The 12,934-nt window shown below is 70.4% G+C and carries 10 protein-coding genes; 7 read left to right on the forward strand and 3 right to left on the reverse strand.

The window, feature by feature from the left end:
- Window positions 1-100 precede the first annotated feature (100 nt).
- Complete coding sequence (locus ACZ55U_RS25720) at window positions 101-2,632, reverse strand: ATP-dependent Clp protease ATP-binding subunit (protein ID WP_465529476.1); 2,532 nt, start codon at window positions 2,630-2,632, stop codon at window positions 101-103.
- Window positions 2,633-2,787: 155 nt separating this feature from the next.
- Complete coding sequence (locus ACZ55U_RS25725; protein WP_465529380.1) at window positions 2,788-3,492, reverse strand: VIT1/CCC1 transporter family protein; 705 nt, start codon at window positions 3,490-3,492, stop codon at window positions 2,788-2,790.
- 609 nt (window positions 3,493-4,101) lie between these two features.
- Here ACZ55U_RS25725 and ACZ55U_RS25730 point away from each other — a divergent pair.
- The 3 genes from ACZ55U_RS25730 to ACZ55U_RS25740 all read left to right on the forward strand — a co-directional run bounded on the left by ACZ55U_RS25730 (window position 4,102) and on the right by ACZ55U_RS25740 (window position 6,303).
- Window positions 4,102-4,494: a hypothetical protein gene (locus ACZ55U_RS25730; RefSeq protein WP_465529382.1), complete on the forward strand. Its 393-nt coding sequence runs from the start codon at window positions 4,102-4,104 to the stop codon at window positions 4,492-4,494.
- Between the two features lie 144 nt (window positions 4,495-4,638).
- Window positions 4,639-5,499 carry a hypothetical protein gene (locus tag ACZ55U_RS25735; RefSeq protein ID WP_465529384.1) on the forward strand — a complete coding sequence of 287 codons (861 nt, stop codon included), beginning with the start codon at window positions 4,639-4,641 and terminating at the stop codon, window positions 5,497-5,499.
- 96 nt (window positions 5,500-5,595) lie between these two features.
- Window positions 5,596-6,303 (forward strand): hypothetical protein, encoded by a 708-nt coding sequence (locus ACZ55U_RS25740; protein WP_465529386.1) that lies wholly within the window; start codon window positions 5,596-5,598, stop codon window positions 6,301-6,303.
- Window positions 6,304-6,430: 127 nt separating this feature from the next.
- Here ACZ55U_RS25740 and ACZ55U_RS25745 read toward each other — a convergent pair whose 3' ends face one another.
- The gene (locus tag ACZ55U_RS25745) at window positions 6,431-6,772 is read right to left on the reverse strand and encodes a hypothetical protein (RefSeq protein WP_465529388.1); all 342 of its coding nucleotides are present in this window, start codon (window positions 6,770-6,772) and stop codon (window positions 6,431-6,433) included.
- Window positions 6,773-9,078: 2,306 nt separating this feature from the next.
- On the opposite strand from ACZ55U_RS25745, the gene ACZ55U_RS25750 reads away from it, so the two are divergent.
- From ACZ55U_RS25750 to cas5, 4 genes are read left to right on the forward strand one after another with little or no spacing between them, the layout of a single operon-like run.
- On the forward strand, window positions 9,079-9,807 hold the full coding sequence (locus ACZ55U_RS25750; RefSeq protein ID WP_465529390.1) for a CRISPR-associated endoribonuclease Cas6: 729 nt from the start codon (window positions 9,079-9,081) through the stop codon (window positions 9,805-9,807).
- The gene (locus tag ACZ55U_RS25755) at window positions 9,804-11,237 is read left to right on the forward strand and encodes a hypothetical protein (RefSeq protein WP_465529394.1); all 1,434 of its coding nucleotides are present in this window, start codon (window positions 9,804-9,806) and stop codon (window positions 11,235-11,237) included. The genes ACZ55U_RS25750 and ACZ55U_RS25755 overlap by 4 nt, the downstream gene beginning before the upstream one ends.
- Complete coding sequence (gene cas7i, locus ACZ55U_RS25760) at window positions 11,234-12,259, forward strand: type I-B CRISPR-associated protein Cas7/Cst2/DevR (protein ID WP_465529396.1); 1,026 nt, start codon at window positions 11,234-11,236, stop codon at window positions 12,257-12,259. Before ACZ55U_RS25755 ends, cas7i begins: the two co-directional genes overlap by 4 nt.
- Window positions 12,256-12,933 (forward strand): CRISPR-associated protein Cas5, encoded by a 678-nt coding sequence (gene cas5 / locus ACZ55U_RS25765; protein WP_465529398.1) that lies wholly within the window; start codon window positions 12,256-12,258, stop codon window positions 12,931-12,933. Before cas7i ends, cas5 begins: the two co-directional genes overlap by 4 nt.
- Window position 12,934 lies beyond the last annotated feature (1 nt).

Here is a 12,934-nt window from a genome sequence, read left to right on the forward strand (position 1 = left end):
CACAAGCTAGACCCGCGCCCCGCTCCCGCGCGTCCTCCACCAGTGGCGTTCGGGCGTACTCCCGCCGGAGTACGCCCGAAGGTCGGCGGCCACGCCCGGATCAGCCCTCCTCGGCGCCCCGCGCCTTCGCCTCCGCCTCCTCGAAGGTCGCCGAGGCCTCCGGCCTCGCCAGGGTGACCACCAGTTCCCCGTCGCTCACGTCCGCGACCAGCGTGTCCCCCTCCCGCACCGTTCCGTCGAGCAACAGGTTGGAGATCCGGTTGTCCAGCTCCGACTGGATCGTCCGGCGCAGCGGCCGGGCCCCGAACTCCGGCTGGTAGCCCCGGTTGACCAGGTACTCCTTGGCCGCCTCGGTGACGTCCAGCCGGACGTCCTGGGCCCGCAGCCGGCGCCGGCTGCGCTCCAGCAGCAGGTCCACCACGGACAGCAGGTCCTTGCGGGTGAGTGCGTGGAAGACGATCACCTCGTCGATCCGGTTGAGGAACTCCGGCCGGAACCGGGTGCGCAGGTCGCGCATCAGGTCGTCCCTGATCTCGTCCACATCGCCGGCGTGGTCCAGGATCCGCTGCGAGCCGATGTTGCTGGTCATGATCACCACGGTGTTGCGGAAGTCGACCGTACGCCCCTGGGAGTCGGTCAGCCGTCCGTCGTCCAGCACCTGGAGCAGCAGGTTGAAGACGTCCGGGTGCGCCTTCTCCACCTCGTCGAAGAGCAGCACGCTGTACGGCTTGCGGCGCACCGCCTCGGTCAGCTGCCCGGCCTCCTCGTAGCCGACGTAGCCGGGCGGGGAGCCGACCAGCCGGGAGACGGTGTGCTTCTCCTGGAACTCGCTCATGTCGAAGCGGATCATCCGGTCCGGGTCACCGAACAGCAGCGCCGCCAGTGCCTTCGCCAGCTCGGTCTTGCCGACGCCGGTCGGCCCGAGGAAGAGGAAGGAGCCGGTCGGCCGCTCCGGGTCGCCCATCCCGGCCCGGCCGCGGCGCACCGCCTGGGCGACCGCGGTGACCGCCTCGTCCTGGCCGATCACCTTCTCGTGCAGGTGCTCCTCCAGCTTGAGCAGCCGCTCCTTCTCGGTCGCGTTCAGCTCCGCGACCGGGATGCCGGTGCGGGAGGAGAGCACCTGCGCGATGTCGTCGGCCGTCACGTCGACGACGTCCTCGCGGGACTCGGCGATCGACGCCAACTCGTCCTCGGTCTGCCGCAGTTCGGTCTTCAGGTTGGCCGCCCTGACGAACTCCTCGTCCGCGACGGCCTCGTCCAGCTCCCGCTTCAGCTTGGTGATCCGGTCCTGCACGCCGGTCGCCTCGGTGGACCCGCTCAGGCTGCGCAGCCGGACCCTCGCGCCGGCCTGGTCCAGCAGGTCGATCGCCTTGTCGGGCAGGAAGCGGTCGCTGACGTACCGGTCGGAGAGCGCCGCCGCCGCGTCCAGCGCCTCGTCGGTGAACCGCACCTGGTGGTGCGCCTCGTACGCGTCACGCAGCCCGTGGAGGATCTCGATCGTCTCCTCGACGCTCGGCTCGGGCACCAGCACCGGCTGGAAGCGCCGCTCCAGCGCGGCGTCCTTCTCCACGTGCCTGCGGTACTCGTCCAGCGTGGTCGCGCCCACCACGCTCAACTCCCCGCGCGCGAGCGCCGGTTTGAGGATGTTGCCGGCGTCCATCGAGCCCTCGCCGCCGCTGCCCGCGCCGACCACGGTGTGCAGCTCGTCCAGGAAGAGGATCACGCTCTTCTCGGCCGCGACGACCTCGTCGATCACGCTCTTCAGCCGCTCCTCGAACTCGCCCCGGTACTTGGAGCCGGCCACCAGCGCGGTCAGGTCGAGGGTGACCACCCGCTTCTCCCGGAGGCTCTGCGGCACGTCGCCGGAGACGATCCGCTGGGCCAGGCCCTCCACGATCGCGGTCTTGCCGACGCCCGGCTCGCCGATCAGCACCGGGTTGTTCTTGGTCCGCCGGGACAGGATCTCGACGGTCTGCTCGATCTCCTCGGCCCGCCCGACCACCGGGTCCAGCCGGCCCGAGCGCGCCTCCTCGGTCAGGTCGCGCCCGTACTCGTCCAGCGTCGGCGTCTCGCTCGGGCGAGCGCCCGTGCCGGTGCGCTCGCCGCCGGTGCCGCGCCCCTCCAGCACCGACTTCAGCGCCTCCTGCGAGGGCGCCGCGTTGCGCAGCGCCACGCCGGCGCCCGAGCGCTCCTGGTCGAGCAGCGCGCCGAGGATGTGCTCCGGCCCGATGTACGAGGCACCGGCCGCCTGCGAACGGGCGTGTGCGGCGAGCAGCGCGCGCTTCGCCGACGGGGTGAGCGCCGGCCGGTCGTCCACCTGGTCGGCGGTGCCGGTCGGCAGGGCGTGCTCCAGGTCCCCGGAGAGCCGGTCCGGGTCGATGCCGGCCCGCTCCAGCATCCGGCGCGAGGGTTCCACCCGGGTGGCCGCCCAGGCCAGGTGCGCGGTGTCGAGGTCGCTGGAGCCGTCCTCGGCCGCCCGCTGCGCGGCCAGCGCCAGCAGTTCCTGCGAGGACTCGCTCAGCAGCCGCCCGATGGGCACCCGCTGCACGGCGGGCGGGGAGGCCAGCGGGCTCATCCCGAAGAACCGGCTGAGCAGGTCGGAGAACGGGTCGTTCGACCCGAACGGGGGCATGGTCACAGCGATTCACCTCTCCCAAGCGGTCTGCAGCCACACAAACACAGGCCGCCCGACCTCGCCCGTCGAGGCCGCCGAGCCCGCTAAGGCCGCCGACGCCACCGGAGCCACCGGGGCCGCCCGGTCACCTCGGGCACCGCGCGGACTCGCACTCACCGGGTGACCTGATCCAGCAGCACGCCGCCGCTGTACGTCACCGCCATCGCCAGCAGCCCACCGACCACGTTGCGCATCACCGCCCGCGCCGGCCCCGCACCGCCCAGCCGCGCACTCGCCCAGCCCGACAGGGTGAGCGCGGCCACCACCGCCACCACCGTCACCAGCAGCCGCCACGACTCCGGCGGCAGCAGCACCGCCAGCAGCGGCACCAGCGCCCCCAGCGTGAACGCCGCCGCACTGGCCCCAGCCGCCTCCCAGGGGTTGGTCAACACGTCCGGGTCGATGCCGAGTTCGGTCTGCGCGTGGGCCGCCAGCGCGTCCCGTTCGGTCAGCGCCGCCGCCACCTCCCGGGCCAGGCCGTCCGCCAGCCCGCTGCCCCGGTAGTAGTCGGTCAGCTCGTCCAGCTCCCCTTCCGGATCCTCCGCGAGCTCCCGCCGCTCCTGCGCCAACGCGGCCCGCTCGGTGTCCCGTTGGGTGCTCACCGAGACGTACTCGCCGGCCGCCATCGACATCGCCCCGGCCAGCAGCCCGGCCACCCCGGCCGCGAGCAGCGCCGTCCGGGAACCCGCCGCGCCCGCGACACCGGTCACGATCCCGGCCGTCGACACCACCCCGTCATTGGCACCCAGCACGGCCGCCCGCAGCCAGTTCAGGCGCGAGGACAACTGCGCCCGCGCCCCCTCGACCTGCTCAGCCATCCGCCACCGCTCCCAGGGGTCCGACCGCTCCCCCCGATCCTCACCCCCTTGCCCCACCCCCGCCACACGGCGGAGCCGCCGCCCCACCGGCCTTCCGGTTCGGCATGATCGTTTGGGAGATCTTCAGGAGATGATCTTCCGCCCCGCGAGCGCGCCGGGGCTCCGGTGAAACCACGGAAACGACTGCGGCCCAGGTCGGGATCATGCTCCCGACCTGGGCCGCAGCCCGCGTTTCAGCTGTTCAAGGGGTGGGCGCGGACGGTTTCGAACCGCCGACATCTGCTTTGTAAGTTTTCCCCTGGCAAGGCGCTGACCTGCAGAAACGTTGACCACTTGGCCACTGACCTGCGAGAACGCCTCACCGGGCTCTCGCAACCTCTCCGCGCTTCTCGGCCTCATGTGTGCCGATTCCGTGCTGGGAGGTGGTCCGCCGGCCTTCTGGCCGCCGCCGATTGCCTCGCTGCTCGGCCGCCTTGCGGCCCGACAAGTATCGCAGGCCCACGGCTCCCTCGCGGGTACCGAACGGGGCCGGACATCGCTGCGAACCTGTGGGCGGCAGCGCACCCTTGCTCACCCCGTTTATCACGTAACGTGACCAAGGAGCCGACCGTGCACCTCGACACCATCACCCCCCAGCAGTTCGACGAACTGATCTCGGACTCGGCCATCCCCGTCGCTCAACGCACTCTGTGGGTGCTGCTCGCGGAGGTCAAGTTCAACCTCACGGACTTCCTTTCTCTCGACGTCCGGGACGCGACCGACACCACGTTGTCCGCCGCTGGCGCTTCGAAGAGCAGGCTGGCGGAGATGCTCATCCCAGAAAGTGCCTCAGTCCTTCTCCGGGAGGCCATCGGCAACCGCACGGAGGGCGCCATCTTCACCGAAGGAGGGAAGGCCATGTCCCGAAAGACGGCGGTCCGGGCGGCACGCCAATACGCCGGGTGCTCGATACACGCCTTCCGGAACTCCGGCTTCGGATGGAAGCCCAGGCCGGCGGACTGAGTCGCGGCTGCTCGGTGGATAGGACCTGTCGGCATCCCGCAAGAACTGTCGGTCTGCCGCGCCAGCCAAGCGGGAAACCAGCGGCGGTACGGGCATCAGGGCAGGCAGAATTGGGGGACCAATGATGCTCAGCTGGGGGAACCCGTGCAGGAACTGCGCTTCGAGAACGACATCAGGTTCACGCTGGAGATGGGCGAGCAGGTGTGGCTCCACCGCTCGATCGGCGGCCAGGAACTGCGAGTCCAGGCCGCGGTCGGCGTATCGCCGTTGAGTGAGGCCGGGAAGCTCCTCTCGCTGGAGGCAACCTTGTTCGGGTTCGCGGCTTCGCCGATCAACCGGGCCCAGCTTGGGCGGGTGACGGCGAACCTGGCATACACGCCGACCGTCACCGTTCATCGGCAAACCTTGGTGTTCCCGCTCACCACCGTGCAGCTTCACGCGGTCGAGGCTGGCCGGTCTGGGGACGCCCGGTTCGAGGTGGAGGTGTCGGCGACGCTTCCGCAGGCGGCGGGTTATCCCGGCACCGCGCTCATCACGGACCAGATGTCCATCCCGAGGAGTCGGTGGGAGGAACAGCTGGAGCAAGCGGCCCCATCCGCAGCGTTCGAGATGGCCGTCCCATACCCGCTCCACGACTCTCGGCGTGCCGCGCCTGGACTCGCCCTCCGTGAAGCCCAGCGCTTGATCACCAGAGGCAGCATCCGGGCAGCGATTCTGGAAGTACGCCGCGTCCTGGAGTGGATGCAGCACAATGCTGGGTGGGACAACCCTGGTTCCAAGAAGCTCGCCAACCAGTGCACTCAGTCGGAGCGCTGGTGGCGAATCCAAGATTCGCTGTACAGCCAGACCTCCGGGGCCATGCACAACGACGCCATCACGAAGTCGTTCGAGTACAGCAGGGCCGAAGCCGAAGCGCTGCTTGCGATGACCGCCGCACTCTTGCGAAACGTCCCCGAGCAACTTCCTGCATCGGCCAACTCCGACGACACGGGAGTTGACGCGTAACGCGCCGGGTCAGCCGCCCTCCGGCCCCAGGTTCGGCCGAAGTTGGGTGAGCACGGACGCTGAACGAGCAGCTCGGTCGTGTGGGAGGGTACGGCCATGGCCGTCACCTTGTTCCACTACACCGACCATGACGCGTGGAGTGTCCCTGCTGATCCCGCGCGACCCGGCCTCCAAGCAGTCGGCGCGATCGTCCCATACAGCACGAACGCCACCAGCTTCTTCGACGAGCTTCCACTGATCTGGTTGAGCGACAGCACCGACCCTAAGACGACAGGGCTTGAGGCAACCAGAACGACGATCCGAATAGCGGTCCGGCTGGACAGGGGGGTAGTGCCCTGGGCTGTGCACAAGCATGAGCTCGGGGTCGGGGACGGGCTTGCCAGGCCCCTTGAGATCGCGGGTGACTCCGACCCTGCCACCTGGTACGTCACCTCTACCGAAATCCCGATCGGGATGTGGATCGAGGCCGTCGAACTCTCGACTGGCTCGGTGCTCTGGCATGCCGAGCCCCGTGATTCAGCCGTTCTCCCATCCTGCGATCCGATCGGCCCCGTGGACTTGCGCGAGCTTGAATCCGACCTCCGTGCTGGCTACATGGCGTACGCGGAAGAGAACCGCGACGCCATGGCTCTCCAGCGCCAGGCTGTCGTGCTGACCAACCAGATCAACGCGGCGCGCGACCTCGCGCTGGACCAGAGCCCCCTCGGTCAGGTCCGGAGCAACTCCGCGCTCCGCGCGCTGTGCGAGCAGGCGGCAGCGCTACCGGCCTGCTCGGAGCGCTGGGCACTGCTCCTCGGAGAATAAACGGCCGAGGTGCCCCGGCTTAGCGATGACGCGGTCCCTGCTGGTCCCGCCCAATCTCCCACGGCCGCGGCTGGACCGGGGACTCAGCCTGGCGGGGGTCACCGGCCTCAACTCGGCGGCTGACGACCTACTCCTCTCCACCCTGATCGACGTCGGGCGGTGTCTCGCCGAACCGCTCCGGCGCCTGCTCCGGCGAGCAGCCGAAGGCGCGGCCGATGTACTCCCAGGTCATCATGCTGCTGCGGGCCTGGCGTCCGGCCAGCAGCGCGGTCGAACCGGCGGCGCGCTCGAACCGGGCCGCCGCACGGGCGGCGGCATATGGCCTGTTCTCCTTCTCCGCCAGGTCACAGATCCGGTCCACCAGCGCCACGACCAACTCCTCGACCTCGCGCGGCACCACACCCTCGACCAGGTCGACCTGCCAATCCCAGTCCGCGAACGGCACGGTGGCCTCGCCCGCACTGGGCACGGCTTGGACTCGCCCAGGCCACGTCGTTACCCCTCCCAGGGCGATGAGGCAGGACGGCGACGGCGTCAAGCGCTCGCACTGCACCGCCTGGGAGTTGCTACCCCTCCCAGGGGCGATGAGATGAGGCGGCGATCGGCCTCGGAGGCTCCTACCTCGCCGTCCGATTGCTAACCCTCCCAGGGGGTATGAGGCCGGCATCGGCATTCAGGTGCTGGACGGCGTCAAGTTGTTACCCCTCCCAGGGGCGATGAGGCCGGCACGGTCATCACCTGGTGGGTGAAGCTCCCCAGGTTACTACCCCTCGCAGGGGTGATGAGGCCGGCCACACCCTCGCTGCACACACCCAGGTCATCCTGTTGCTACCCCTCGCAGGGGCGATGAGGCGAGATCCTGGCCGGTCACCTGGTGCTGCTGACCAGGTTGCTACCCATCGCAGGGGTGATAATACCGGACTGATCGGCCACTACATCGGCGGAGACGGGATCGAGTTGCTACCCCTCCCAGGGGTGATGAGACACCGCAAGCCGCCCAACGGGGAAGACCCGCGAGCCCGTTGCTACCCCTCGCAGGGGCGATGAGGCGCGCGGCTGGCTGGCCCGGGCCCTGCCGGTCAGCGTATTGCCACCCCCCGCAGGGGCGATGAGGCGGGCAGCTCGCTCCGGGCCAGCACCGGGCCCGGCCTGTTGCTACCCCTCGCAGGGAAGATAGGGATCGCCTGGTCGCCGGCGCCAAGTGCGGCCCGGCGTTGTTGCTACCCCTCACAGGGGCGATAAGACCGCGGACCTCCCGCTCCACGCACCGCTGATCCACGGGTTGCTACCCCTCCCAGGGGCGATGAGGCGCCCGGTCGTCCTGCACGCCGCTCGCGCTCTGGCCCGGTTGCTACCCCTCCCAGGGGCGATGAGGCGGATCAGCGCGGCCGACAGCGCGAAGTACCTCGGGTTGCTACCCCTCCCAGGGGCGATGAGGCCAGCAGCCGGGAGTCGCTGGTGAGCGCGGACAGCAGGTTGCTACCCTCCCAGGGGCGATGAGGCCGGCTCCGTCCGGCTGCCGGCGGCGCTGTTCAGCGTGTTGCTACCCCTCCCAGGGGCGATGAGGCTCACCGCCGCCAGGCGGCCCCCGCCGTCGTCTACCCGTTGCGACCCCTCCCAGGGGCGATGAGGCATCCACCCGCACGTCCTGCGCGGCGACGGCATCACGTTGCTAACCCTCCCAGGGGCGATGAGGCCCGGGCCCGTGCACGCCTGGTTGGAGCGCCACGCGTTGCTACCCCCAGGGGCGATGAGGCGCCAGGACACGGCCCTGGAGCTGTACGCGGCGACGCAGTTGCTACCCCTCCCAGGGGTGATGAGGCGGGCCGTATCTGCCGGTTGACCCATCTGGCCGAGGTTGCTGCCCCTCCCAGGGGCGATGATGTCTGGCCGCGTACGACGCCGGGTTCCGGCTGGAGTCGTTGCTACCCCTCCCAGGGGCGATGATGCCTCGCCGGACGGGTTCGCCGGCATCGCGATGATGTAGTTGCTACCCCTCCCAGGGGCTATGAGGCACGCACACTGACAGATCACCTGCTGATCTCTGATCAAGTTGCTGACTCTCCCAGGGGGATGAGGCTGGGCTTCGGCGCGTACCCGTGGGTCGCGGTGCGCCACGGGTTGCTACCCCTCCCCAGCGGCGATGAGGCGGGGCTCGGCGTGCCCCTCTACCAGCACCCCGGCATATTGCTACCCCTCCCCGAGGGCGATGAGGCCCGCACATGGGCTCGTGGGCGCTGCCGGGTGGCTACGTGTTGCTACCCCTCCCCGGGGGCGATGAGACGCCAGCCCGTCAGGCCGAAAACAGCGGCGTAGGTGCGTTGCTACCCCTTCCCGGGGGCGATGAGGCGATCAGCAGGTGATCAGTCAGTGTGCGCGCCACCTGGTTGCTACCCCTCCCCGGGGGCGATGAGGCCCGCATGGCCATCCACCAGCCATGGAGGTCCGCGTGACGTTGCTACCCCTCCCCGGGGGCGATGAGGCCCGATGGTAAAGCTGCAGGTCAGCCAGCGGATGTGACTGGTCAGTGAGCCAGGTTCTGCAGTGGGAACCCGGTGATGCTGTTGGCCACGTCGTGGCTCTGCGGTGCGCAGCTTGGCGTTGGTCTGCGGTGGCCTTGTTCAACGGTACGGCATCGCGTGCTGCCCGGGGTCGTGAGTGACTGTGCGCAATCTTGTGACGGCTGTCAGTGGCGCAGTTTAGGGTCCTGGACTGTGCGACTGGCGGTTCGTCAGCTTGCTGGTTTGTCATGCCGTTTGAGCGTTGGAGCGCGGGATGAGGGTGCGGCTGGCCGTGGTGACGGCAGCGGAGGAGGTGCCGTGGGGCAGCGTGCTGGCCCCTGGCCGGGGGGTGGTCTACGACGTGCTGGGACGGGTAGCTCCGGAGCTTGGGCGCCGGTTGCACGAGCACGGTGAGGGGCCCCACGGGATGGCACCGTTCGGGCATGGTGCGCCGGTGTTCTCGTCCGCACGGCGGCGGCCGGGGCGGTATGCGGCGGGCGGGCGGGGGGTGGTCGAGTTCGGCAGCCCGGTGCCGGCCATCGTGGAGGCGCTGGCGGCAGGGTTCGCGGAGCGTGAATTGTTGGACTGGGGCGGGGTCGCCCTGCGCCTGACGGGCCTCGGCCTGGTGGAGCCGCCGGAGTTTGCGGATGGCCGGGCCGTGTTGCGGACGTCAACTCCGGTGGTGATGAAGGGCTCCGGCTACAGCGCGGATGGGGTGCGCGGGCCGCGTCAGGCATGGGTGCTGCCGACGGAGCTGGAGTGGGCGGGCTACTTCCAGGGGAACCTGCGGCGCAAGGCCGAGACCTTGGGCCTGGACGCCGGGGTCAACCTGGAGTCGGTGTCCTGGGTGGGGCCGAAGAGGTCGTTCGTCGTGGGGCAGGGTGCCAAGCCTGGGGCCGCCGTCGAGGTGGAGCTGTCTGGAGCGCCGGAGACGCTGCGGGCCTTGTGGAGCTGGGGCCTGGGCCAGGCGAACTCGGCCGGGTTCGGCTGGGTGGCGGCATGACCACGCTGGCTCGCGATGACCTCGGCCAGGGCCGACTGGTGCTGACGGCGCACCCCTTGCAGCGGGTGGGGGCGTTCGCGCTCGCCGCCTTGGCCGGCGACGGCTCTCCGGAGGAGACCACCGGGGCCGAGTTCGAGGCGGCGCTGTCGCAGATGTCCCGGGACGCGCTGCGTGCAGCGCTCGGACGCGACACCAAGGCGACGGACGGTTTCTGGTTGAAGGTCAGCTACTCCTTCTTCCCCAACACCGCGATGAACCACCCCGGCAACGGCAAGCGCACCGATGCCGAGATCGCGGAGCGGGTGGAGCAGTGGCGGACTCTGCCCTCGCCGTCCGGCTGGCCGCCCACGGTGTGCTCGCTGTGCTCACGGCAGGCGGTCGGGTACTACGGGAAGAGCGACGTGCCGCTCGCCGAGAGCCAGTCGTACCGCAACACCACCCCGCGAGGCCACGACGGGATGGCCCTGTGCTGGCCGTGTCTGTGCAGCTTCTACGCGCTGCCCTACGGGGTGCGCCTGACCGGCGGGCCGTCCATCGCCCTGCACAGCTGGGACGACGACTTCCTCCAGCACGCTGTGGCCGAGCAGGTCGACCACAACCGGATGCTCGCCGCCACCGGCGACGGCAGCAAACGGCAGACCGGCGCGCAGGAGGTCGTCGCACTTGTCGCGCTGCGCACCCACCGCCGCCCGATGGGCGCTGCCGTCGACCTCGTGGTGTTCAACAACAACAACCGCGGCCAGGAGCTGGAGACCCACGCGCTGGAGCAGCCGCTGGCCGAGTGGCTGCGCCGCACCCAGCGATTGGGTGACCGGCGGGCCGGTTTCGCGGAGCTGGTGCGCGCCCATGCCAGTGCGTCGACGCCTGGGCTCGTGGCCTTGGCCCGCAACGTCTTCCGCTCGCCCAGCCGGATCGTGGCCGCCGGCCACGGCCGGTTGCTCGGCTGCCTGACCCGCACCGGGCGTGACCGGTCCCGGGCCGAGGCCCTGGCGGTGCTGCTCAACTCCTTCGCGACCGAGGTAATGCTGATGACCGAGAAAGACCTGGCCGAGATCGCCAGGACCGCCCGCAACGTGGCCGTGCTGCTGAGCACCGCCACCACCGGCGGCCAATTGCGGAGCTTCCGCACGCTGCTTCGCGACCCGTCGAAGCTGCGCGGATGGCTCACATCCCAGGGCGTGCAATGGACCGTCAAGCCGCCCACGGGAGCTGCGGGGCCGTTGGTGACCGAGCGGGGCTTCGAGCTGCTGTTCAGCCCGGTCTCGCAGAACCCGGCCTGGTTCCACCGGGACATGCTCCTGGTCGGTGTGCTGCAGGAGCTGAACTCGCTCGGCTGGAAGCCCGAGCAGCCGGAGGAGGAGGGCGAGGAGGATCTCGATCCCCGCGACCTCGAAGCCCTGACGTTCGACACGGAGGATGAGCAGCAGTGACGTACCTGGTTGGCAAGATCGTTCTGGATGTTGTGGCGGGAGCCCCGAACAACGGCTTGGCGGAGGACAACAACGGCAAGGTCAAGCAGTTGCGGGTCGGGCGGGACGTCCATCCGTACGTGTCCGCGCAGGCGTTCCGCCGTTGGCTGCGCGACAGCCTGCCCGTGCAGGAGTCGCGGTCGCCGGTGATCCGCAGCGGCGCCGGCGCCAAGCAGCAGGCGTACACTGCGGGCCGCCCCGATCTGCACCTGGACGACGACTTGTTCGGCTACATGGTCGCGGTGAAGAAGGAGAGCTACGGCCGGGAGACGGTGCTGGCGACCGGCACGTTCGTCTCCGTCGTCCCGCAGCGGCCCACCAGCGACTTCGGCACCATGAGCCGGGACTTCCCCGCTGGCGAGCACCCGGTGATCCACTCCCACGAGCTCTACAGCGCCGTCCTGGCCGGGGACGTGCTCCTGGACCTTCCCCGTGTCGGCGTCTTCGAGACGGACGGCACTGGGCTGCGTACCGCGCTGAGCCCGGCCGCCGCGGAGGAGGCCGTCAAGGCGGGTGCCGAGAAGACGGTGCTGCGCAGCGTCGGCGCGGTGCGGCTGCCCCTGGCAGAGCGTCGGCGACGGGTGGACGCCGTGCTGCGCACGCTCGCCGCGGTGCGCGGCGGCGCGAAGCAGGCCCTCCACTACGGCGACCGCGCCCCGGCGCTGGTGCTGCTCGCCCCGGTCAAGGGCGGCGTGAACCCGTTCACCCGGATCGTCGGCGCCGACGACGGCCGGCCTGTCTTCCAGGCCGATGTGCTGCGCGAGGAGATCGGGGCGTGGCGCGACGAGCTGGACGGCCCGGTGCTGGTCGGCTGGGCGCCCGGGTTCCTCGGCGACCAGCGCGAGCGGGCGGTCAAGGATCTCGCTGACCTCGTCGACAGCGGCGCCGTGGTCTTCGGGCACCCCCGGGTGATCCTCAACGGCCTGGCCGACCGGATCGGTGCTGGCGAGCACGACGCCTGGTTCGAGGACCCCGCGGCATGACGGCCGCCTCGGTTACGGCGCTGCGGGTGACGCTGACCGCGCCGGTGGTCTCCTTCCGCAACCACCTGTATGCCGGTGTGCAGGTCACTCATCCCTGTCCGCCGCCGTCCACCGTCGCCGGGATACTCGCGGCGGCGGCCGGCGGCTGGGACGCGGTCGACGTTGGCCTGCGGTTCGCCATGGCCTTCCACGCTGCTGGCGCCGGGGTCGACTTGGAGACCTACCACCCGCTGGATGCCACTGGGAAGGCCACCACCCCGGTCCCGCGTACCCGGGAGTTCCTCGCCGACGCCACCGTGCGCATCTGGCTGCTGGACGATGCCGAGGTATGGCGCGGCCGGTTGCGGAGGCCGGTATGGCCGCTGCGGCTTGGCCGAAGCCAGGACCTCGTCGGAATCCGCCTCGATCACACCGTCCTCACCCCGGTCGAGGGTGAGCAGCGCGGCGCCGTCGTCCCCGTTTTCCCCAAGGCCCAGGGCACGCTGCTGCGACTGCCGACCGCGGTGGCCCCGGGGCGGGAGCGGACCGTCTGGGGTGACTACCGGCACGACGCCACCGGCCGCAGCCGCACCATCGTGCCCGGCAGCTGGTCGGATGCTGACGGCCAGGCCGTTCTGCTGCTGCCAGCCGTCCACCCCGGCGCCCACTTCACCACCACCGTCAGCCCGGCCTGAC

The sequence above is a fragment of the Kitasatospora sp. NPDC034533 genome, assembly GCF_055575155.1.

What these genes read in the sequence shown, in the direction of transcription:
- ACZ55U_RS25720 (WP_465529476.1), bottom strand. Translation starts at nt 2,632, where the DNA reads ATGCCCCCGTTCGGGTCGAACGACCCGTTCTCCGACCTGCTCAGCCGG.
- ACZ55U_RS25725 (WP_465529380.1), bottom strand. Translation starts at nt 3,492, where the DNA reads ATGGCTGAGCAGGTCGAGGGGGCGCGGGCGCAGTTGTCCTCGCGCCTG.
- ACZ55U_RS25740 (WP_465529386.1), top strand. Translation starts at nt 5,596, where the DNA reads ATGGCCGTCACCTTGTTCCACTACACCGACCATGACGCGTGGAGTGTC.
- ACZ55U_RS25750 (WP_465529390.1), top strand. Translation starts at nt 9,079, where the DNA reads ATGAGGGTGCGGCTGGCCGTGGTGACGGCAGCGGAGGAGGTGCCGTGG.
- ACZ55U_RS25755 (WP_465529394.1), top strand. Translation starts at nt 9,804, where the DNA reads ATGACCACGCTGGCTCGCGATGACCTCGGCCAGGGCCGACTGGTGCTG.
- cas5 (WP_465529398.1), top strand. Translation starts at nt 12,256, where the DNA reads ATGACGGCCGCCTCGGTTACGGCGCTGCGGGTGACGCTGACCGCGCCG.